General features: G+C 74.0%; 18 protein-coding genes. 10 read left to right on the forward strand and 8 right to left on the reverse strand.

Going from position 1 to position 21,781, the window contains the following annotated elements:
• The first annotated feature begins 99 nt into the window (after window positions 1-99).
• From ACFQRF_RS25715 to ACFQRF_RS25735, 5 genes are all read left to right on the forward strand, one after another.
• Window positions 100-1,167: a LacI family DNA-binding transcriptional regulator gene (locus ACFQRF_RS25715; protein WP_379873789.1), complete on the forward strand. Its 1,068-nt coding sequence runs from the start codon at window positions 100-102 to the stop codon at window positions 1,165-1,167.
• Window positions 1,164-2,399 carry an ABC transporter substrate-binding protein gene (locus ACFQRF_RS25720; protein WP_379873791.1) on the forward strand — a complete coding sequence of 412 codons (1,236 nt, stop codon included), beginning with the start codon at window positions 1,164-1,166 and terminating at the stop codon, window positions 2,397-2,399. Before ACFQRF_RS25715 ends, ACFQRF_RS25720 begins: the two co-directional genes overlap by 4 nt.
• A 12-nt stretch (window positions 2,400-2,411) precedes the next feature.
• Complete coding sequence (locus tag ACFQRF_RS25725) at window positions 2,412-3,518, forward strand: carbohydrate ABC transporter permease (protein WP_379873793.1); 1,107 nt, start codon at window positions 2,412-2,414, stop codon at window positions 3,516-3,518.
• Window positions 3,518-4,399: a carbohydrate ABC transporter permease gene (locus ACFQRF_RS25730; protein WP_379873795.1), complete on the forward strand. Its 882-nt coding sequence runs from the start codon at window positions 3,518-3,520 to the stop codon at window positions 4,397-4,399. Before ACFQRF_RS25725 ends, ACFQRF_RS25730 begins: the two co-directional genes overlap by 1 nt.
• 109 nt (window positions 4,400-4,508) lie before the next feature.
• Window positions 4,509-4,901 carry a PPOX class F420-dependent oxidoreductase gene (locus ACFQRF_RS25735; protein WP_379873797.1) on the forward strand — a complete coding sequence of 131 codons (393 nt, stop codon included), beginning with the start codon at window positions 4,509-4,511 and terminating at the stop codon, window positions 4,899-4,901.
• Window positions 4,902-4,940: 39 nt separating this feature from the next.
• On the opposite strand, the gene aroQ is transcribed toward ACFQRF_RS25735, so the two are convergent.
• On the reverse strand, window positions 4,941-5,489 hold the full coding sequence (aroQ, locus tag ACFQRF_RS25740) for a type II 3-dehydroquinate dehydratase (RefSeq protein ID WP_379873799.1): 549 nt from the start codon (window positions 5,487-5,489) through the stop codon (window positions 4,941-4,943).
• Between the two features lie 963 nt (window positions 5,490-6,452).
• Between aroQ and treY the strand changes: the two genes are divergently transcribed.
• Window positions 6,453-8,765 (forward strand): malto-oligosyltrehalose synthase, encoded by a 2,313-nt coding sequence (gene treY / locus ACFQRF_RS25745; protein ID WP_379873872.1) that lies wholly within the window; start codon window positions 6,453-6,455, stop codon window positions 8,763-8,765.
• On the opposite strand, the gene ACFQRF_RS25750 is transcribed toward treY, so the two are convergent.
• Window positions 8,701-9,615 (reverse strand): MHYT domain-containing protein, encoded by a 915-nt coding sequence (locus tag ACFQRF_RS25750; RefSeq protein ID WP_379873801.1) that lies wholly within the window; start codon window positions 9,613-9,615, stop codon window positions 8,701-8,703. The two genes, treY and ACFQRF_RS25750, sit on opposite strands and share 65 nt — an antisense overlap.
• 310 nt (window positions 9,616-9,925) lie before the next feature.
• On the opposite strand from ACFQRF_RS25750, the gene pstS reads away from it, so the two are divergent.
• Window positions 9,926-11,035 (forward strand): phosphate ABC transporter substrate-binding protein PstS, encoded by a 1,110-nt coding sequence (gene pstS, locus ACFQRF_RS25755; RefSeq protein WP_379873803.1) that lies wholly within the window; start codon window positions 9,926-9,928, stop codon window positions 11,033-11,035.
• A gap of 193 nt (window positions 11,036-11,228) precedes the next feature.
• On the forward strand, window positions 11,229-12,068 hold the full coding sequence (locus ACFQRF_RS25760) for a class I SAM-dependent methyltransferase (RefSeq protein ID WP_379873805.1): 840 nt from the start codon (window positions 11,229-11,231) through the stop codon (window positions 12,066-12,068).
• A gap of 39 nt (window positions 12,069-12,107) precedes the next feature.
• Here the strand turns inward: ACFQRF_RS25760 and ACFQRF_RS25765 are convergent, their stop codons facing one another.
• From ACFQRF_RS25765 to ACFQRF_RS25780, 4 genes are all read right to left on the reverse strand, one after another.
• Complete coding sequence (locus tag ACFQRF_RS25765) at window positions 12,108-13,271, reverse strand: magnesium and cobalt transport protein CorA (RefSeq protein WP_379873807.1); 1,164 nt, start codon at window positions 13,269-13,271, stop codon at window positions 12,108-12,110.
• 395 nt (window positions 13,272-13,666) lie between these two features.
• Window positions 13,667-14,839, reverse strand: a complete 1,173-nt coding sequence (locus ACFQRF_RS25770; RefSeq protein ID WP_379873809.1) for a zinc-dependent alcohol dehydrogenase — start codon at window positions 14,837-14,839, stop codon at window positions 13,667-13,669.
• A gap of 311 nt (window positions 14,840-15,150) precedes the next feature.
• Window positions 15,151-16,047, reverse strand: coding sequence for a glycosyltransferase family 2 protein (locus ACFQRF_RS25775; protein ID WP_379873811.1), 897 nt, complete (start codon window positions 16,045-16,047; stop codon window positions 15,151-15,153).
• On the reverse strand, window positions 16,044-16,922 hold the full coding sequence (locus ACFQRF_RS25780; RefSeq protein WP_379873813.1) for a glycosyltransferase family 2 protein: 879 nt from the start codon (window positions 16,920-16,922) through the stop codon (window positions 16,044-16,046). Before ACFQRF_RS25780 ends, ACFQRF_RS25775 begins: the two co-directional genes overlap by 4 nt.
• Window positions 16,923-17,345: 423 nt before the next feature.
• Here ACFQRF_RS25780 and ACFQRF_RS25785 point away from each other — a divergent pair, with 423 nt between their 5' ends.
• A complete protein-coding gene (locus ACFQRF_RS25785; protein ID WP_379873815.1) occupies window positions 17,346-18,182 on the forward strand; it encodes an RNA polymerase sigma factor SigF in 837 nt (278 codons plus the stop codon).
• A 355-nt stretch (window positions 18,183-18,537) separates the two neighbouring features.
• Here the strand turns inward: ACFQRF_RS25785 and ACFQRF_RS25790 are convergent, their stop codons facing one another.
• A complete protein-coding gene (locus tag ACFQRF_RS25790; protein ID WP_379873817.1) occupies window positions 18,538-19,302 on the reverse strand; it encodes an SDR family NAD(P)-dependent oxidoreductase in 765 nt (254 codons plus the stop codon).
• Between the two features lie 143 nt (window positions 19,303-19,445).
• On the opposite strand from ACFQRF_RS25790, the gene ACFQRF_RS25795 reads away from it, so the two are divergent.
• Entirely contained in the window at window positions 19,446-20,102 is a 657-nt protein-coding gene (locus tag ACFQRF_RS25795) for a TetR/AcrR family transcriptional regulator (protein ID WP_379873819.1), read from the forward strand.
• A 656-nt stretch (window positions 20,103-20,758) separates the two neighbouring features.
• On the opposite strand, the gene ACFQRF_RS25800 is transcribed toward ACFQRF_RS25795, so the two are convergent.
• Complete coding sequence (locus tag ACFQRF_RS25800; RefSeq protein WP_379873821.1) at window positions 20,759-21,766, reverse strand: UDP-glucuronic acid decarboxylase family protein; 1,008 nt, start codon at window positions 21,764-21,766, stop codon at window positions 20,759-20,761.
• Window positions 21,767-21,781: the final 15 nt, after the last annotated feature.

Genomic DNA, 21,781 nt, shown 5'->3' on the forward strand with positions numbered 1-21,781 from the left:
TGTTCATTTGAACGATAAAAAGCGCAAGCGGACGCTACATCCGTGGGCTTGAACGATCAAATGGTCACGAACGGTTACCGTCCAGCAGTGAGGCCGACCTTGGCACAGCCCCCCGAGCAACCGCGAACCGTCACCCTGACCAGCGTGGCGGCGGCGGCCGGCGTGTCCCGGCAGACCGTGTCCAACGTGCTGAACGCGCCCGACCGGGTCCGCGCGGCGACCCGGGAGAAGGTCGAGGCGGTGATCCGAGAGCTCGGCTACCGGCCCAACCGCCTGGCGCGTTCGCTGCGCACACGCGCCTCGCGCATGCTCGGTTACTGCGTCCAGCCGCGCGGCGACGGCAACGTCGTGCTCGACCGGTTCCTGCACGCCGTCACCGAGTCCGCCGCCGAGCGCGGCTACCACGTCCTGCTGTTCAGCGCGCCACCCGGCGACGCCGGGCTGCCGGCCTACGCCGACCTGCTCGCGCAGCAGACCGTGGACGGGTTCGTGCTCTCCGACACCTTCATGGGCGATCCCCGGCAGGAGTGGCTGGCCGAACGCGACGTGCCGTTCGCCGCCTTCGGACGGTCGTGGTCGGAGCCCGAACACGGCGGCTGGGTGGACGTCGACGGCGCTGCCGGCACCCGTGACGCCGTGGACCACCTGCACGAGCAGGGCCACCGCCGTATCGGCTTCATCGGCTGGCGGCCCGGTTCCGGGGTCGGCGACGACCGGCGCGCCGGGTGGGAACGCGCGTGCGCCGCGCACGGCCTCGGCCCGCAGCCCTCGGCCGCCGCCGAGAACAACGAGGTGCGCGACGGCGCCGCGGCGGCCCGCCGCCTGCTCGACCTGCCCGAGCCGCCGACCGCCCTGGTCTGCGTGAGCGACATGATCGCGATCGGCTGCCTCGGCGTGCTCGCCGAGCGCGGGCTGCGGCCGGGACGCGACGTCGCGGTCGTCGGCTTCGACGACCTGCCCGCCGCCGCGCTGCCCGGCATCGATCTGACCACCCTGAGCCAGCCGCTCGGCGAGATCGGACGCGAGGTCGTCGGCCTCGTCCTCGACCAGCTCGGCGACCGCGCCCCAGCGCCCGGCCGGCCGCCGCACCGTGTGCTGCGACCCTCCCTGGTCGTGCGCGCCAGCTCCACCCCGTTCCCCCGTTCCCAGGAGGCGAGAAACCCATGAGATCCCACCCGGCCGGCCGCACCGGCGCCGTCGTCGCGGCCGGGACCTGCCTGACGCTGCTGCTCACCGCGTGCGGCAGCGGCTACGGCGATTCCGAGGGCGACGGCACGATCACCGTCCTGTTCGGCTCCTCCGGTGAGGCCGAGACCGCCGCGGTCAAGGCGGCGGTGGCGGCGTGGTCGGAGGAGTCCGGCACGCCCGCCGAAGCCGTCCCGGCCCAGGACCTCGTGCAGCAGCTACGGCAGGGCTTCGCGGGCGGCGATCCCGCCGACGTCTTCTACGTCTCCCCCGACCTGTTCCAGCAGTACGCGGAGGGCGGCTCGCTGTACCCCTACGGCGACCAGATCGAGGACACCGGCGACTTCTACCCCGCGCTGCGCGACTCCTACACCTACGAGGACGAGCTGTACTGCGTGCCGAAGGACTACAACACGCACGCGCTGGTCATCAACACCGCCATGTGGGAGGAGGCCGGGCTCGGCGAGGACGACGTCCCCACCACCTGGGAGGAGCTGGCCGAGACCGCCGAGAAGCTGACCGAGGGCGACCGCGTCGGCTTCGCGCTCAACGGCGACTACAACAGCGTGGGCACGTTCATGCAGCAGGCCGGCGGGTGGTTCGTCAACGACGACAACACCGAGGCCACCGGGGACTCGCCGGAGAACCTGGCGGCGCTGGAGTACCTGCGGACCGGCCTGGACGAGGGCTACTTCTCCTTCGTGAAGGACATCGACGCCCAGTCCGGTTCCGAGGCGCTCGGCCGCGGCCGGGCGGCGATGGTCATGGACGGCGGCTGGGTGACCGGGGCGTTCGACAACGACTACCCGGACCTGGACTGGCGGGCCGTGGAGCTGCCCGAGGGGCCGGGCGGCCGGGCGACCACCGTGTTCAGCAACTGCTGGGGGATCGCCGAGGCCAGTGGCGACCACGAGGCCGCCGTCGACCTGGTCCGGCAGCTCACCAGCGCCGAGCAGCAGCAGACCTTCGCCGAGGACTTCGGCGCCGTCCCGCCCCGCGAGAGCCTCGCCGATTGGACCGCCGAGACCTTCCCGGAGCACGCGGCGTTCGCCGCCGGGGTCGACTACGCCCGCGGCCAGGTCCCGGTGCCGGGGTTCATGTCCGTGCTCAACGAGTTCACCACCGGCCTCCAAGGCGTCGCGGCCGGAAGCACCGAGCCCGCCGAGGTGCTGGACCGGCTGCAGCGCGACGGTGAAGAGGCCCTGGGCGGATAAGGGCCGTAACCGATGACCGCGACTCCCACGGCCCCGCCCGCAGGCGGCGGGGCCCCGTCCTCCCGGCCGCCGCGGGCCGGCCGGCTCCGCCCGCCGCGCCGGCGCCGCCCGACGGGGGCGGAGGAAGCCCGCGCCGGATGGCTGCTCTCCGCCCCGGCGCTGCTCGCCCTGCTGCTGTTCCTGGTGGCCCCGGTGCTCATGGCGCTCTGGGTCAGCTTCCTGGACTGGAACGGCCAGTCCAACCCGTTCGACGGCGACCAGGAGTTCGTCGGCGTCGACAACTACCGGCGGCTGCTCGCCGAGGACACGCTGCTGCACCGCGACTTCATGCTCAGCGTGCGCAACACGCTGTACTTCGTCGTGCTGAACGTCCCGGCGGTGACGGCCCTGGCGTTCGCCCTGGCGCTCGTGGTCAACCAGCGGATCCTGAAGGGCCGGGCGTTCTTCCGGACCGTCTTCTACTTCCCGTCCATCACCAGCTCGGTGGCCGTCAGCATCGTGTTCCTGTTCCTGTTCCAGGGCTCGGGCGCGGTGAACGGCCTGCTGGCGCTGGCCGGGGTGGACGGCCCGAACTGGTTCACCGACTCGCGCGGCGTGCTGCACGTGCTGCTGGGTGCGCTGGGGCTGGCCGAGCCGGGCCGCACCCCGGAGTGGGCCGGCGGCACGCTGGGCGGTCTGCCGCTCTGGGAGTGGCTGTCCGGGCCGTCGGTGGCGATGTGCGCCATCATCGCGCTGACCACGTGGGCGTCCTCGGGCACGTTCATGCTGTTCTTCCTGGCCGGGCTGCAGAACATCCCGGCCTCGGTGTACGAGGCGGCCATGATCGACGGCGCCTCGGCCTGGCAGCGGTTCCGTTACGTCACGCTGCCCCTGATGCGGCGCAGCGTGACGCTGGTGATGACGCTGGTGCTCATCGCCAGCTGGCAGGTGTTCGACCAGGTGTACATCATGTCGCAGGGGTCGCCGGCCAAGACGACGCTCACCCCGGCCTACCTGTCCTACTCGCGCAGTTTCGGCGACGGGCAGTTCGGCGCGGGCGCGGCGATGGCGTTCGTGCTGTTCGCGATCATCGTGCTGCTGACGGTGGTCCAGCGCTGGATCGGCAGGGAGAGGGACTGATGGCACAGGCGACGCACGCCGCGCGCCCGCGGGTGCGCGGCCGGGCGGCGATCTGGGTGGCGGGCTACGCGGTGCTCGCCGTGGGGACGGTGCTGTATCTCGGCCCGTTCATCGTGCAGCTCGCCAACTCGGTCAAGACCGACGCCGACGCCGCGGCGAATCCGCTGGCGCTGCTGCCCGACCCGTTCTCGGTGCACGCCTGGCGCAAGGCGTTCGGCCTGGACACCGCGCTGGACATGCCGATCGGCCGGTGGCTGGGCAACTCGGTGTTCGTGACCGTCTCGGTCACGGTGGGGCGGCTGCTGGTGGACAGCCTGATCGGCTACGCGCTGGCACGGCTGCGCTTTCCGGGGCGCTCGGCGGTCAACGCCCTGGTGCTCGCCGTGCTGGCCGTGCCCGGGGTGGTGCTGCTCATCCCGAAGTTCCTGGTGCTCAAGCAGCTCGGCATCTTCGACAGCTACGCCGGCATGATCCTGCCGCTGCTGTGCGACGCGGTGGGCATCATGCTGTTGAAGACCGCGTTCGAGCAGGTGCCGCGCGAGCTGGAGGAGGCGGCCCGCATGGACGGCGCCGGCGTCTTCACCACGTACTGGCGGGTCGTGCTGCCGCTGGTGCGGCCCGCGCTGATCACGGTGGCGATCCTGTCCTTCCAGGGATCGTGGAACGAGTTCACGCACTTCCTGGTGGCGACGTCGGACCCGGCGTACGAGACGCTCAACCTGGGGCTGGCGCGGCTGGCTGCCGGGCCGCTGGGCGGCGCCCAGCAGTTCCCGCTGAAGCTGGCGCTGGCCACGCTGTCCACGCTGCCGGTGCTGCTGGTCTACCTGGTGTTCCAGCGGTACTTCGTCGCGTCGCAGATGAACTCGGGCGGCAAGTCCTGACGCGCCGCCCTGCGGATGTGTGGGCGGCGGCGGAGCGGGCAGCCGCGAAGGTGCGGGGGCGGCGGGCCGCCGCCCCCGCACCGGGCAGCCGAGCAGAGAGGAGCCGGTCATGTCGACTCTCCCGGAGCAGCGTGCGGGCATCCTGAGCAAGCGGGCGTTCGCGCACGTGGCCACGCTGGGGCCACGGGGCGAACCGCAGTCCAGCCCGGTGTGGGTCGACTGGGACGGTGAGTTCGTCAGGTTCAGTCAGACGACCGGCCGGCAGAAGTACCGCAACCTGCGGCGGGAACCGCGCATCGCGCTGTCCGTGCACGACCCGGACGAGCCGTACCGGTACCTGGAGATCCGCGGCACCGTGGACCGGATCGAGGACGACACCGACCGGAGCTTCATCAACGGCCTGGCCCGGAAGTACCTCGGCGAGGACGTCTACCCGTGGGACGGTCCGGACGCGCGCCGCGTGGTCGTCTACGTGCGCCCGGAGCACACCACCTGGCAGTGACCAGGGGCGCCGGCCGGTACGCGGGGCGGGAGGGCCGCGCTACCGCGTGGGCGCCTCGGCGATCCGGTTCAGCACCGCCCGCAACGCCAGCTCGTACCCGAACACCCCGCACCCGGCGACGTAACCGGCGGCGACCGGGGCGGTCACGGAGCGGTGCCGGAATTCCTCGCGGGCGTAGACGTTGGAGATGTGCACCTCGACGCAGGGCGTGTCCACCGCGTCGATCGCGTCGCGCAGCGCGATGCTGTAGTGCGCGAACGCGCCCGGATTGAGCACGATGCCGTCGTAGCCGCGCGCCTCGTGCACCAGATCCACGAGCACGCCCTCGTGGTTGCTCTGCTCGCACCGCACGTCCACGCCCAGTTCGGTGCCGAGCTCGCGCACCCGCCGTTCGATGTCGGCCAGCGTGGTGGTGCCGTACTGCGCCGGGTCGCGCTCCCCCAGCAGGTTGAGGTTGGGCCCGTTCAGCAGCAGCACGGTGCGGCGGGCGGCGTCTGGGGCGGCGGGCGTGGGCAACGGGCGGCCTTTCCGTTCCGGGGTCGTCACGCTCAACCCTAGATGAGTGAGACCGATGTTCTTCATGGTCATGCGCGATCAGTGAGCGTTCGGCGGGTGCCGGATCGCCGGTTCCGCCGGAAGTGACGGGAGTGCGCGCGGCGGTGGCCGTGGCCGGCCGTACCGGCCGGGGCCGGACGTTCGACGGTCTCGCGTGCGGATTCGCACGGGATCGGAGCCGAGCCGATCGGCCGGAGGCCGCCGTCCCGGCTGGGGACGTGCCGGGCCCGGGCCGCGAGCCGGGCGATCAGTGGGCCGATGGTGCTGCGGCGTTCGTGGTGTCCGGACCGGCCGGTCGCGCCGGAGCGCGGCGGTGACGCCCTGGGGCGGCGTGCCCGCCGGGACTTCGGCGGTGCGCGTCGCGGCGCGGCCCGGTCCCGAACGCCGCCTGAGCGCCGGTTCGTCCGCGGAGCCGAACGCTCGGGACGCGCCACACCGGCCGTGCCCCGCAGCGCCGACACAGCGGGCGAGGCCGGCGCACGCGCGTGGGCCGGGCTCGTTCGGGACGACGATGGCCATCGGGCCGTTGCGGAGTCCGGCCGGGCTTAGTCCCCGCCGGGTACCGCTGTCACCGCGATCCGGCCGGGCACGGCCGGTACGGCGCTGGGGGACCACCCGTCGCCACGCCGCCACCCTCCGGCGCGCCACGCCCGGGCGCGCCCGGCGCTCGACCGTCCGGTCCGGCGGAACGTGGACGCCGCGCGGGGCTCCAGGGGTGGACCTCACCCGGCGCTCCCCGCCGCCGTCCACCACGGGAACCGGCGGTCCGGCGAACCCCGTCGGCCGTCTGCGGCGTCGCCGCGGGGAGCGGGCGCACGGCACGGCCGGGGGCCGCTTCCGCAGGCCGCCGAGCGGGTATGCCGCACCCCGACGACCGACGTGGAGGTGAGCGTGCCCGACCGGGACCACGCGACGGAGCGGCAGACCGCGGCGCGCGGTACCGCGCCCGACGGCCGCACGCCCGGGGCCGCCCGTCCGCCCACGTCCACCTACCGGCTGCAGCTGCACCCCGGCTGGACGCTGGCCGACGCCGCCGGACTGACCGGCTACCTGGACCGGCTCGGTGCCGGCGCCGTGTACACCTCGCCGCTGCTGGCGGCGGGCGCGGGATCCACGCACGGCTACGACGTGGTGGACCCGACCCGGGTCTCTCCCGCGCTGGGCGGCGACCGGGCGCGGCGGGCGCTGGTGGCCCGGCTCCGCGAGCTGGGCATGGGGATCGTGGTGGACATCGTCCCCAACCACATGTCGGTGGCCGACGCGGCGGCGAACCCATGGTGGTGGGACGTGCTGCGGCTGGGCCGGGAGTCGCGCTACGCCTGCTGCTTCGACGTCGACTGGAGCCGCGGCCCCATCCTGCTGCCGGTTCTCGCCGACGAGGGCGACGACGGCGCGGCGGCGCTCGACGAGCTGACCGTGGCCGACGGCTGTCTCTGCTACGGCGATCGCCGCTTCCCGCTCGCGCCGGACAGCCACGCCGCGGGCGACGATCCGCGTACGGTGCACGCTCGCCAGCACTACCGCCTGGTGTCGTGGCGGCGCGGCGCCGCGGAGCTGACCTACCGGCGGTTCTTCGACGTGAGCGACCTGGCCGCGGTGCGGGTGGAGGACCCGGCCGTGTTCACCGCGGCGCACGGCGAGATCCTGCGCTGGGCGCGGGCCGGCGAGCTGGACGGCGTGCGGGTGGACCACCCCGACGGCCTGAGCGACCCGGGCGGCTACGCGCGGCGGTTGCGGGCGGCCTTCGGCGGCTGGATCGTGCTGGAGAAGATCCTGGCGGCCGGCGAGTCCCTGCCGGCGTCGTGGCCGGTCGCCGGCACCACCGGCTACGACGCGCTGCGCGAGGTGTGCGGGGTGTTCATCGACCCCGACGGGGCCGAGCCGCTGACCGAGCTGGCGGCGTCGCTGGGGGTGCGCACCGACGTGGCCGAGGTGGAGCGGGAGTGCCGCCGCCACGTCACCGACCGGCTGCTGGCGGCCGAGGTCGACCGGATCGCCGCGCTGCTGCCCGGCACCGGGCGGGAGCGGGCGCGGGAGGCGGTCGCCGCCCTGCTCGCCGCCTTCGACGTCTACCGCAGCTACCTGCCCGAGGGTGAGGAGGCGTGGGCGCGCGCGGTCCGGCGGGCCCGGCGGTGCCGGCCCGGTGTCGCGGACACGCTGGCCCGGATCGACGCGGCCGTGCGCGCCGACCCGGGCGGCGAGCCGGCCCACCGGATCCAGCAGACCAGCGGGATGGTGGCCGCCAAGGGCGGCGAGGACACCGCGCTGTACCGCTGCACCCGGTTCATCGCGCTGAACGAAGTGGGCGGCGCTCCGGAGAGGTTCGGCGTGCCGGTGGCGGAGTTCCACGCCCGCGCGGCCGAACGCGAGGCGTCCTGGCCGGCCGCCATGACGACACTGTCCACCCACGACACCAAGCGGTCGGAAGACGTGCGGGCCCGCCTGGCGGCCATCGCCGAACTACCGGGCGAGTTCGCGGCGGCGGCGCGGCGCTGGACGCAACGGCTCGGGCTGCCCGAGCCGGCGCTGAACCTGCTGGCGTGGCAGACCCTGGTGGGCGCGTGGCCCATCAGCGCGGCGCGGCTGCGCGGCTACCTGGAGAAGGCGGCCCGCGAGGCGAAGCTGCGGACATCGTGGCTGGACCCCGATCCGGAGTTCGAGGCGGAGGTCCGGGCCTGGCCGGAGCGGGTGCTCATCGACCGGGAGCTGTCGGAGGACGTGGCCGCGTTCGTGGCCCGGATCCGCCGCCCCGGCTGGTCCAACTCCCTCGGCCAGAAGCTCGTCCAGCTCACCGCGCCGGGCGTCCCCGACGTGTACCAGGGCAGTGAGCTGTGGGATTTCTCGCTGGTGGATCCGGACAACCGGCGGCCGGTCGACTACCCGCAGCGCGAGGTGTTCCTGGAGCGGCTGGAGACCGGCTGGCTGCCCCCGGTGGACGCCACCGGCGCGGTGAAGATGCACGTCGTGCGGCAGGCGCTGCACCTGCGGCGCCGGCGGGCGCTGACCGGCTACCGGCCGCTGCCCGCGGTGGGGGCCGCCGCCGGGCACCTGCTGGCGTTCGCCCGCGGCGAGGGGCGGCACGGGGACGGGAATCCCGTCGCGGTCACGGTGGCCACCCGGCTGCCGATCGGTCTGGCGGCGGGCGGCGGCTGGCGCGACACGGTGCTGCCGCTGCCGTCCGGGCCGGGGGCCTGGACGGACCTGCTGACCGGCCGCACCCTGGCTCCGGAGCGGACCGACGGCTTCACCGCTCCCCGCGCGGCGGACCTGCTGGACCGTTATCCGGTGGCGCTGCTGGTCCGGGAGTGAACATGCCCGGCCCGGGCGGCGCCGCCGTCGGGTGGGCGTCGTCCGCCGCGCGCGCGGCGCCGCGCAGCGCCTCGAAACGGTCGCGCAGCGTGCGCTCCCGCACGATCTCCCGCTCGTTGTCGCTGATGAGCAGCAACTGGACGAGCACGATCGTCGGCAGGCCGACGCCCAGGATGAGGGGGAGCACGAAGTCGGTCTCCCGTGCGCCGGCCGGCGGGCTGAGCAGCAGCGCGTCGGGGGCGACGTCCACGCCGGTGCCGGCCATGGCGGTGTAGTGCATCGCACAGACGGCGACCCCCATGACCAGTGCGGCGCCGACGCTGGCGAGGCGGCCTCGGACGTACAGCGCGGCCCAGAGGGCGGCGGTGGCGGCGAGGATCGCGATGAGCACGGCGAGCGCCACGAAGGTGCGGTCGTGGTGGAGCGTCCCGTGCAGCCGGACCGAGGCCATGCCGGTGTAGTGCATCGCGGCGACGCCCAGGCCGGTGACGGGGCCGGCCACCAGGAGGGACCAGAGCCGCCCGCGCCCGAGCGTGACCACGGCGAGGCCGAGGCCGACGACGAGCACCGCCAGCGCCAGGCTGAGCACGGTGAGCCCGACGTCGTAACGGATCGCGGTGCCGTGCACGTCGAAGCCGAGCATCGCGATGAAGTGCATGGACCAGATGCTGCTGCACCCCAGGGCGAGGGCCGCGACGGTCAGCCAGCCGAACCGCCGCGCTCCGTCGCTGGGCCGGGCGCGAGAGGTGGCCAGGAGGGCGACGAGCGCGCCGACGAAGGAGGAGAGGTAGGCGAGGAACGGGGTCACCCACCCGTAGCCGAAGTGGTCGATCCCTGACGCCGCTTCCATGCGAAACCCCCGTATTTATCGCACAAGACCAATGATTCGGACGAACAGCGCAATTAGGGACGGCAGCATACAGATGGCCATACCTGACCACAATTTCCCCAGGACACGGAGCGGCGGACGGCCCGTGGCCGGCCGTCACCTTCCGGCACGTCAGCGGGACGCCGGCACGCGCGAACCGCCTCCGGGTCCGCCGAACCGGACATCTGTTGTTAGATTTCTCGTCGTCCCACGTTCACGCATCGCTGGTGCGCCCCGGGGCCGGCCGAGCGCGGGCCCGGCGGGCGGCGGCGGAAGGAGCATCGAGAGAACCGTGTTGCCGTCCACCTCCCGAGGGCTGTCCGCGATCGCACTCGCCGGCGTGCTCGCCGCCGTCACCGGCTGTGGCAGTGACCACGCCGTCCGCGGCCCCGAACGCCCTCCGGTCCCGGCCGACCTGGAGTGCCCGCCCGGCAGCATGTCCGGCTCCGGCTCCAGCGCCCAGGAGAACGCCATGCAGGTGTGGATCGCCGGCTACCAGACCGCCTGCGAGGACTCCCGGGTCTACTACGACGCCATCGGGTCCGGCGGCGGCCGCAGCCAGTTCATCGACGGCGCGGTGGCGTTCGCCGGCTCCGACACCGCGCTGGATCCGGAGGAGGCCGCCGACGCGCGCCCGCGCTGCGCCGACTCCGGCGCCGTCAACATCCCGGCCTACGTGGTGCCGATCGCCGTGGCGTTCCACCTGGAGGGCGTGGAGTCGCTCAACATGTCCCCGGACACCATCGCGCGGGTGTTCGCCGGCCAGATCCGGTACTGGGACGACCCCGAGATCGCCGAGACCAACCCCGGCGTCCCCCTCCCGCACACCCGGATCACCCCGGTCAGCCGCTCCGACGAGTCGGGCACCACCGAGAACTTCACCGCCTACCTCGCCGCCGCGGCCGGCGGCGCCTGGCCGCACGAGCCGAGCGGCCAGTGGCCGGTCCCCGCCGTCGAGGCCGCCCAGGGCAACAGCGGCGTGGCCCAGGCCCTTGAGCACGGCGACGGCGCCATCGGGTATCTGGAGGCGTCGCACGTGGGAGACCTGGCCACCGTCCGGGTGGGCGTGGGCGGCGAGTTCGTCGCCCCGGAACCGGAGGCCGCCGCGGCCGTCGTCGCCGTGTCGCCCGAACGGCCCGGCGGCGGCGAGCACGACCACGCGCTCGACCTCGACTACGCCACCACCGAGCCCGGCACCTACCCGATCGTCCTGGTCAGCTACGAGATCGTCTGCCTGCGTTACCCCGACGCCGCCGACGCCGGACGCGTCACCGCCTTCCTGCACTACGTCCTGAGCGAGGAGGGCCAGCGGGCGGCCGCCCAGGAGACCGGATCGGCGCCGCTGCCGGAGTCCATGCTGACCGAGCTGCGCGCCTCGCTCGACGCCGTCGGCGCGGCCTGACCCGCGGCCGGGTGCGGCCGGTGCCGCGCCCGGCCCGCCCCGGTCCGCGGAAAACCGCTTCCGCGCGCCGGGGCGGGGTCGCTAGGGTCCACCTGACCGCCCCCAGGACGGACGGAATCCCCCTCGGCCACACCCCACCGTCCTGGCCGTCCAGGACGACACGTCCTGAACACCCACGACCTTAGGGACCTCCGTGACCGAGCACGCCCCGGACGACGTCACCGTCATCGAGCCCGCCCAGGGGCGGCCGGAGGTCCGCCGCCGGCACGCCGCCAACCGCGCCGCCTGGGACCAGGCCGCGGTCCGCTACACCGAGGAGCTGCCGGCCGCCGTGGAGCGGCTGCGCGCCGGGCACTCCTCCGTGCACCCGGTGGAGCGCGCCGCGTTGGGCGACCTCGCGCCGTGGTGCCGCCGGGCGGTGCACCTGCAGTGCGCCTCCGGCGAGGACACGCTGTCGCTGCTGACCGAGGGCGCCGGCGAGGTGGTGGGCGTTGACATCTCCGCGGCGCACATCGCCAACGCGCGCTCAACGGCCGCGGCGCTCGGCGCGCCCGCCGAGTTCCACGTCTGCGACGTGCTCGACACCCCGCGCGAGCTCGACGGCACCGCCGACCTCGTCTACACGGGCCGCGGCGCGCTGTGCTGGCTGCACGACCTGGACGGGTGGGCCGCCGTGGCCGCCCGGCTGCTGCGCCCGGGCGGGCTGCTGTCGGTCTTCGACGGCCACCCCGCCGCTTGGCTGTTCGACCGGGAGCCGGCGCACCCGCGCTACAGCGGCATCGACTACTTCGCCCACGCCGAGAGCAACATCGGCTGGTCGGCCGATTACATCGGTGCGCTGGCGGGCGAGCCGTCGGTGAAGTACGAGCGGCTGTGGACCATCGGCCAGGTGGTGCAGGCGCTGATCGACGCCGGTCTGACCATCACCCGGCTGGCCGAGCTGCCGGACGCCTTCTGGGCGGAGTTCCCGAACATGCCGGAGGAGGTCCGCCGGCGGCTGCCGTCGACCTTCCTGCTGCACGCCCGCCGGTGAGCGTCCGCGTGGGGCGGCCGGCGCCGGCCCGCCGTCCGGCTACAGCCAGTTCCGCCGCTTGAAGACGGCGTAGAGCGTCACGCACACCAGCAGCATGAGCAGCAGCGCGAACGGGTACCCGAACGGCCAGCGCAGCTCCGGCATGTCGGCGAAGTTCATGCCGTAGACGGTGCCCACCAGGGTCGGGGCGAACAGGATGGCCGCCCAGGCGGAGATCTTCTTGACCTCCTCGCTCTGCGCGTAGCTGGCCCGGGTGAGATGCTTCATCTCCTCGTTCTGCGCCTGGCTGACCAGGGTGGCGTTGACGGTGAGGATGTCGCCGAGCATCTGGCGGAAGCCGTCGACCCGCTCGGCCACGGTCGTGGCGTGGTCGGCGACGTCGCGCAGGTAGCGCTGCAGCTCCTCGTCGGTGCCGTACTTGTCGAACCCGGCGGCCAGCCCGCCGAGGATGCCCAGCAGCGGCCGGGCCGCCCGCTGGAACTCGATGACCTCGCGGGACAGCTCGTAGATGCGCCGGGACACCGCGGGATCGCCGTTGAACACCTGGGTCTCGATCTCGTCGATGTCGTTCTGCAGTCCGGCGACGACCGGCGCGTAGCCGTCCACGACGGCGTCCAGGATCGCGTACAGCACCGCCTCGGGGCCGCGGGCGAGCAGCGCGGGGTCCGCCTCCAGCCGCCGCCGCACGGCGCCCAGGTCGGGGGCGTGGCTGTGCCGGACGGTGAGCACGAAGTGCGGGCCGGTGAAGACGTGCACCTCGCCGAACCGCACCTCCTCCACATCGTCCAGGTACCGGGCGGCGCGCAGCACCACGAAGAGCGTGTCGCCGTAACGCTCCAGCTTGGGGCGCTGGTGGGCGACGATGGCGTCCTCGACGGCGAGCTTGTGCAGCCCGAACTCCTCGCCCACCGCCAGCAGCTGCGACTCGTCCGGCCGGTGCATGCCGACCCAGGCCAGCGCCCCCGGGCGCCGCGGCAGGCTCGGGTAGATGCCGGCGATCTCGGCGGGCGTGTACTGGCGGTGGCCGTCCACGTAGACGGCGGCGTCGACGACGCTGTGCTCGACCGGGGTGCGGCGGGCGCCGGTTTCGTCAGCGCGCGGGTCCATCGAGTACTCGGGCGCGGGCGCGATGGCGCCGTTCCGGTCGGGCTGCTGGGGTGCGCGCAGGGTGGGCAGCCACCCGCGCATGCGGCGCTGGTTCATTGGAGTCTCCCGGCGATGGCTTCGGAAAGGGCGCCGGGAGGCGCGGGCCGCGCGCTGTGCGCGGGCGCCTGATCGCCGGAACGCCCTGGTTACCGGTGGCTGGTACTCGGAGGTCGGCTCATGATGGCACTCCTCCCGCTCCGCAGCCGCTCGGGCTGAACTCTTCCGCTCCGCAGCCGCTCGGACGGCTTTTCCCGCTCCGCAGCCGCTCGGACGGTTTTTTCCCGCTCCGCAGCCGCTCGGACGGATTTCCCGCTCCGCAGCCGCTCGGCGGTATTTCCCGCTCCGCAGCCGCTCGGGCTGGACCCCCGGTCCGCGCGGCCGTTCGACGGTCTTCAGGGTATCCGATGGCCGGTCCCGCGCCCGGTGGCCGGCCGATCGCCGCGCCGGGCGGCTCACGGGCGCAGCACCATCTTGATGGCGCCGTCGCGCTTGTGCTGGAACATCTCGTAGGCGAGCGGCGCGTCGTCCAGCGACATGACGTGCGTGGTGAGGTCGCCCACCCCGAGCGGGTCCTCGTCGCCGGTGAGCAGCGGCATGATGGCGTCCGTCCAGCGCCGGACGTGCGCCTGCCCCATCCGGATCTGCAGGCCCTTGTCGAAGAGGTCCATCATGGGCAGCGGGTCCGCCATGCCGCCGTAGACGCCGCTGATGGACACCGCGCCGGACGGGCGCACCAGGTCGAATGCCAGGTAGAGGGCGGCCAGCCGGTCCACTCCCGACCGCTCGGACAGGTGCGCGTCCGCGCCGGGCAGCGCGGCGGCGACCCGCCCGGCAAGGGCGCCGATCGGCGGCCCGTGCGCTTCCATGCCGACGGCCTCGATGACGGAGGCGGGGCCGCGGCCCTCCGTCTGCTCCCGGACGGCCTCGATCGGATCGCCGGCGGAGACGTCGACGGTCAGCACGCCGTGCCGGCGCGCCATCTCCAGCCGTTCGGGCACCAGGTCGAGGCCGAAGACCTGCTCCGCCCCGCGTTCCACCGCGATCCGGGCGGCCATCTGGCCGATCGGGCCCAGGCCGATCACCGCGACGGAGCCTCCCGGCGGCACGTCGGCGTCGGCGACCGCCTGCCAGGCGGTGGGCAGCACGTCGGACAGGAAGAGCAGCCGCAGGTCGGGCAGGCCGTCCGGGACGCGGATGGGGCCGAAGTGCGCCTGTGGCACCCGCAGGTACTCCGCCTGGCCGCCGGGCACGTGGCCGTACAACCGGGTGTAGCCGAGCAGCGCCCCGCCCTTGCCAGGGGTCCGGGTGGTCTCGCACTGGGCGTAGTAGTTGAGGCGGCACATGTGGCAGTGGCCGCAGGAGACGTTGAAGGGGACCACCACCCGGTCGCCGGGCACGATCGCGGTGACCTCCCGGCCGACCTCCTCCACCACGCCCATCGGCTCGTGGCCGAGGATGTCGCCGGGTTCCATGTACTCGCTGAGCACCGAGTACAGGTGCAGGTCGGATCCGCAGATGGCGGTGGAGGTGACCCGGATGATGGCGTCGGTGGGCTCGCGCAGCTCCGGGTCGGGGACGGTCTCGGTGCGGACGTCCTCCGGCCCCTGCCAGGTCACGGCTCGCATCGGGTGCCCCTTCGTCGCGGTCCGGCTGCTCCCCTGTCCACTGCCGGTCCGCGCGCCGGATAAACATGCGCGCTCCGGCGCGGAGCCGGGGCCGTTACCCGCTCTTGGCGCTCCCCGTCCGCATGGCGGCGGCCGTCCGGGGTAGCGCTAGGGGCACCGCGGGCCGGACATACCTGTGGCGCGGCTGTGGTGCTCGTCCGGATGTGTCGTCCCACCGGCCCGCGGCCCGTCCCGGCGCGGACGCCGGGTCGTGGACCACCCGGGCCGTCGCCCACTGCCATCCACTCCCGGCGGCCCGGGTGCCCTCCGGCTCAGCCGACGTAGCGCCGGGCGGCGGAGTTCCGGCGAGGCTCGGCCAGGAGCCGCAGCCCGTGCTCGACGGAGGCGGGGATGCGGCGGCGCTCGCACAGCACCCATGGCAGTCCGGCCGCGGCCTCGGCGACGGCCGCGGCGCTGACCAGGTCGCGGGGCGCGCCACGCAGCACGTCGGCGGTGTGCCGCGCCGCGCCGCCGAGCGGACGGCGCAGCCACGCGGTCCACAGCGTGTTGCGGATGCCCAGCCGGCGGCGGCGCCGGCCGTCGCGGTGCGGCGACGGGGCGTGGTGCACCCGCATGTCCTCGATCCAGCACATCCACCAGCCGCGGGCCGCCAGGTCGATGGAGAGGAGTTCCTCCTCCCCGCCCAGCCAGAGCCGCCGGGAGAATCCGCCCACCTCGCGGAAGGCGCTCACCCGCAGCACCGAGGCCCCCGCGAGGATGCCGAGCAGCGCAGGGCCGGGCAGCCCGGGCGGGGCGGGGACCGGTGAGTGGCGCAGCTCCGGGGTGATCGGGTCCTCCCGGCCCCCGGGTTCGACGAGGATGCGCCCGGTGAGCGCCGCCACGGACGGGTGCCGGTCCAGCAGATCGGCGGCGAGCGCGAGGGAGCCCGCCTCCCACCAGGTGTCGTCGTCGCAGAACGCGACGTAGGGGGTGTCGACCCCGGCGACGGCGACGTTGCGGGCCACGGCCCCGAGGTTGGCCGCGAGCCGGATCAGCCGCACCCGCGGGTGGTGGATGCGCACGGCCGCCGCGGTGCCGTCCGCCGACCCGTTGTCCACGACGACGACCGGCGGGCGCTCGGGAAGCTCGGCGAGCCGGTCCAGGGTGTGCAGCACCTCGGAACGGCGTTCGTGGGTGATGAGCACGACGGTGATCCGGGCGGTGGTCATCGCGCCTCCAGAACCCGCAGGTCGCGCTCGACCGCCCTGGGCAGCGGCCGGCGATGCCGCACGGCGCTGGGCAGCCGGCGCAGCGCGCCGCCCAGGGCGAGGCGGGCGTCGCGGTCGGTGACGGAGTCGCGGGCCAGACCGGCGGTTTCGGCGGCGGCGCGCGGTAGTGGCCGGCGCAGCCACGCGGACAGCACGGCGTTGCGGCGCTCCAGGCGGGACCGCCAGCCGCCCGTGGGCCGGTGCCGCGACGGGTGGTGGTGCGCGCGCACCTCGGGCATGTGGCGGCACTCCCAGCCGGCGGCGGTGAGGTCCTGGGCGAGCAGCGCCTCCTCGCCGCAGAAGAAGAGCAGGTCGCTGAAGCCGCCGACCTGCCGGAACGCCGATGTGCGCACGACCGCGGCGCAGGCCAGGAAGCCGAGCACCCGGCGGCCGGGGCCGGGATCGTCCGGCAGGCCGCCGGCCAGCCGTTCGTTGATGGGGTCGGGCCGCTCCGCGTCGCCGACGAGGACCGCGGCGGCGACCAGGCCGAGCCGCGGCCGGGCGGTGAGCGCGGCGGCGGCGCGGTCCAGCGCGCCGGGTTCCCACCACGAGTCGTCGTCGCTGAAGGCGACGTAGGGGGTGTCCGCCAGCGCGACGCCGACGTTGCGGGCCGCCGCACCGCGGTTCTCGGGCAGGGTGACGACGGTGGCCTCGGGGAAGGTCCGGCGGACGAACGCCGCGGTGCCGTCGGAGGAGGCGTTGTCCACGATGATCAGGGGCGGCCGTGGGCGCAGCGCGGTGAGCCGGCCGAGTGTGCGCGCCAGCTCGGCCCGCCGGTCGCGGGTGGCCACCACCACCGAAACCTGGGATCGGGCAATCACGTCGTCAGGTGTCACCCCTGCACCTCCCCGCACGTTCGCGCGGCCCGGGCGCCGCGCGGGGATGCGGGCGGCCGGGCTGCGCCGGGACTTCCTGCCGCGACCCGCTACCCGGGGTCCCGCCGCGCATGCGAATTCCCCGTAAAAGCTTGCTATAACATACCGGCCCTGTTTCATTTCGGGCACGGGTTACCTACACTCGGATGTGTTGTGCCACGGGGTCGGCACCATGTCCTGCGTTTTATCCGGGAACCGGGTTGCGCGCCGGTGAACCGCTGCCAGCGAATGGAGCGGATGATACCCGCCCGACGCGTCGATTCGCAGGTGTTCCGCCGCGGATGACGGCGACGGCTCGGCGGTTGCCCGTGCCCGGATTCATCAACTCAAGCGCACCGCGCAGTTTTCGGTCTTTTTTTCGAGCGCACTGGAGGGCGTTCTTCGATGGCTCCATCGAACACACTCCGCACGGAGAGCCCGGCGCGGGCACCGCAGGCCCGCCGGCCGTCACGACGCGAGTCGGACGAGGAGTACCGGCGCCAGACGCGGGAACTGCTCGCCGAGCTGGCCGGCATCGACCCCGGGGACCCGCGACGGGAGAGGATCTACCACCGGTTGACCGAACTGCATTTACCGGTGGTCCGGCGAATCGCACGGCAGTACCGAAATCGCGGCGAGCCGGAAGAGGACCTGCGGCAGGTGGCGACGGTCGGACTTGTGCAGGCCATCCGCGATTTCAACCCCGATTACGGAAAGGAATTCATCTCCTACGCGCTTCCGATGATGACCGGCGAGGTCAAGCGGCATTTCCGGGACCGCACATGGGCCATCCGGGTGCCGCGCAAATACCAGGAGAAAAGGTCGGAGCTCAACCGGGTGACGGCGGAGTTCGCCCAGGAGCACGGACGCTCGCCGACGGTCGCGGAGACCGCGAAGCTGCTGGAGATGACCGAGGAGGAGACGGTCGAGCTGATCGACGCCTCCGCCGCCTACAGCACCCTCTCCCTCAACGTGCCCTACGGGGCCGACGAGGAGGAGAAGACGCTCGGCGACACCCTCGGCGAGGACGACTCGGACCTGGAGAGCGTGGTGGACCGCACCGCTCTGCGGCCCGCGCTCGCCGGGCTGCCCCCGCGCGAGCGGCGCATCCTGCTGCTGCGGTTCGCGGGCAACAAGACCCAGGCGCAGATCGCCGAGCTCGTCGGATTGTCGCAGATGCACGTCTCCCGCACGCTGGGGGCGACCCTCGCCAAGCTGCGCACCCAGCTACTGCCGGAGTGACCGGAGCGCGAGCCGCCGAGCGCCCGCAGCCGTCAACGCCCTCGCGCGCAGCGCCATCCGTGTTGGCGGTGGAGGGAAGCGAGGCGGCGAGCGCGACCAGGAACACAAAGCGGCGAGCCGCCGAGCGCCCGCAGCCGCCGACGCCGATTGCCGTAGGCCACTTTTGCGTGGGCGGTGGAGGGAAGCGAGGCGGCGAGCGCGACCAGAAACACAGAGCGGCGAGCCGCCGACGCCGATTGCCGTAGGCCACTTTTGCGCGGGCGGTGGAGGGGAGCGAGGTGGGGTGCGCGACCGGTAACACAGGCGGCCACGGCCGGCCGCGGTTCCGGCCGTCGCCCGCCGTGCGGTGCGGCGCTCAGACCGCCGACCAGCCCGCGTCGACGGGCAGGATCGCGCCGGTGATGTTGCTCGCGGCGTCGGAGGCCAGGAACAGGATGGCGGCGGCCTGTTCCGCGGCCTCGGCCACCCGGCCGATGTTGCGCTGGTAGGAGCCGATGACCTGCGGTCCGTGGGCGTCTGCGTCGACGTCGGGGATCAGCCCGGTGCGGGTGCCGCCGGGCGCGATGGCGTTGGCGCGGATGCCCTGGTCCCGGTAGGTGACGGCGAGCGATCTGGTGAGTCCGACGATGCCGTGTTTGGCCGCCGTGTAGGCGGCGCCGGCGGCGCTGCCCCGCAGGGACGCCTCGGAGGCGGTGTTGACGATCGCGCCGCGGCCCGCCGCCAGCATGTGCGGGAGCACGGCCCGGGTGAGCAGGAACGGCGCGGTGAGGTCGATCCGGATGACCCGTTCCCACTCCCCGTCCGTCACGTCGGCCACCGCCGACATGCGGTCCATGATGCCCGCGTTGTTCACCAGGACGTCCACTCCGCCGAACCGTGTCGCGGCGGTCTCGGTCACGCGGTCGACGACGGCCTGTTCGCTCAGGTCTCCGGTGACGGCGACGGCGGTGCCGCCCGCCTCCTCGATCTCACGGACGACGGCGTCGGCGCCTTCGGCGTTGAGGTCGGCCACGACGACGCGGGCGCCCTCCGCCGCGAAGGCGCGGGCGGTGGCGCGTCCGATACCGGACCCCGCTCCCGTGACGATGACGCTGCGGCCGTCCAGTCCGGTGCCGGTCATGAGGTGCTCCCAACGTGTGTGCCCAGGTGCGGCGGGGGTGCCGCCGGCTCAACCTAGCACTTTATGGCGCAAAGTGACACAAAGTCCGGGATGGTTAGACTCGGGACCGGACCGGGGCCGCAGCGCGAAGGAAGGAGCCGCCAGTGCCGGACGTCGCGACCACCCGCTCCCACGGCGGCCGTACGGGACGGCCGCCGCTGACCGAGCACCGCAGGGCGGAGATCCGGCTGGAGATCGCCCGCGCCGCGGTGCACCTGTTCGTCGGGCAGGGGGTGGCCGCCACCACCGGCGAGCAGATCGGCGCGGCCGCCGGCGTGTCCGCCCGGACGGTGTGGCGTTATTTCCCGAACAAGGAGAGCTGCGTCCGTCCGCTGCTCACCGCCGGGATCGAGGCGATCGCGTCGTGCCTGCGGGATTGGCCGCCCGGCCGGCCTCTCGACGAGGCTCTCGACCGCGCCTTCGCGGCCGGCACCACCCTCCTGGCCGCGCCGGACGGCGCCCCCGCCTGGGCGCTGGTCCGCCTGACACGGACCGAACCGGGCCTGCGCGCGGTGTGGCTGCAGGCACGCGACGACGCCGAGCCGGCCTTCGCCCGCGCCCTCGCGGCCCGCGCCGGGCTGCCCGCCGACGACCTGCGGCCGATGACCCAGGCCGCGCTCCTCAACGCGGCCCTGCGCACGGCGGTGGAGTACCACGCGTGGCACACGCCCGTCGAGGAGACGGACACCGCGACGGCGCAGGCCGAACTCGCGGCGACGCTGCGGTCGGCCCTGGCCATCACCGCGCGCGGGTTCGACTAGCACGCGTTCGAAGAACCCGCCCGCCCAGGACGGCCGGTGCCGGATCGGCGGCTTCGGGGCGTGCCGCCCAACACCCGCACAAAGCCTCCGCCACCGGAATCGAGGCCCCGGACGACCCCGCACACCGCGGGCTCCGCACCGTCTCCGCCCGCCCGCGGGGAGGCCGCCGCACCGATACCCGGCGGGCGCTGCGCGCCGCTCCGGCCCCCGGTCACCGGACCGCCGTCGGCCCACCGCATTCGGTGCGGCGCGACCGGAAGGGTCCGCACCGCGCCCCGCCCGGCCGCGGCGGCCGAGCCGAGGCGGAGCGCGGGACCGGCCGGCTCCGCCCCGGCCGCGCGGCTGCCTGCCGCCTCGGCGGGCTCGTCCTGAGGTTCGGGGCCGCCGTCCTGATCACGGCCGTCGGACGACGATCGCCTCCCCCACCCCAGGCGGCTCCCCACGCGCGACCGGAACGCCCTCGGCCATCGATACGCTGACGGGCCGGCTCACGCCGGACGAAAACCGCGCCCGAACCCCGAACGCCAGGGGGTATGCCCGCGTCGGGCAGCGCCCGCTCACCCGCACCGCCGCCCTCTGACGCAACCGGCGGACCGACGCGCCCGTCCAACGCTCACTGATCGCCCACGCCCATGAAGAACACCGGACTCACGCGGCTAGCCGGCCGCCGGCTCGCCGCCGCGGGCGGCGGGCACCGCCGGGCGGGGCGTGGACTCGGCGGGCGCCGTCAGGAACCAGTCGATGGTGCGGCGCAGCCCGTCCTCCATGCGCACGGTGGGGCGCCAGTCGAGCACCTCCTCGGCGAGGCGGAGGTCCGGCCGCCGGAACCGCGGGTCGTCCGCCGGACGGCCGACGTGCACGATCGGCGAGGCGGAGTCCGCCAGCCGGCGGACCAGCTCGGCGAGCCGCAGCATGGACAGCTCCTCCGCGCTGCCGATGTTGACGGGCCCGGTGGCGCCGCTTCCGGCGAGCGCCAGCAGGCCGCGGACGGTGTCGTCCACGTAGCAGATCGACCTGGTCTGCAGCCCGTCGCCGGTCACCGTGATGGGCTCGCCGGCGAGCGCCTGGGCGATGAAGGTGGGCACCGCCCGGCCGTCGTCGGGGCGCATCCGCGGGCCGTAGCAGTTGAAGATGCGCGCAATAGCGACGTCGGTCCCGAAGGTGCGGTGGTACACCATGGTCAGCGCCTCGGCGTAGCGCTTGGCCTCGTCGTAGACACTGCGCGGCCCGATCGGGTTGACGTTGCCCCAGTAGCCCTCGTGCTGCGGATACTGCAGGGGATCGCCGTAGACCTCGCTGGTGGAGGCCAGGACCATGCGGGCGCCGTACCGGCGGGCCAGGCGTAACGCGGTGCGCGTGCCCAGGCTCCCCGCCTCCAGCGTCTCCTCCGGCAGCCGCAGGTAGTCGGCCGGCGAGGCGGCGGAGGCGAGGTGGAAGACGGTGTCGACCGGGCCGGTGTCCGGCAGCGGACCCGTGACGTCGGCCTCCACCAGCCGGAACCCGGGGACGTCACGCAGCCGCCGCACGTTGCCGGGGCGCCCGGTCGAGAAGTTGTCGACGCAGACCACCTCGCCGCCCTGTTCCAGCAGCCGCTCGCACAGGTGCGAGCCGACGAACCCGGCCCCGCCGGTGACGACGGCGCGGACGGTGCGGTGACGTGCCATGTTCGCTCCTCCTCG

The organism is Marinactinospora rubrisoli, from assembly GCF_042664915.1.
Lineage (GTDB): Bacteria > Actinomycetota > Actinomycetes > Streptosporangiales > Streptosporangiaceae > Marinitenerispora > Marinitenerispora rubrisoli.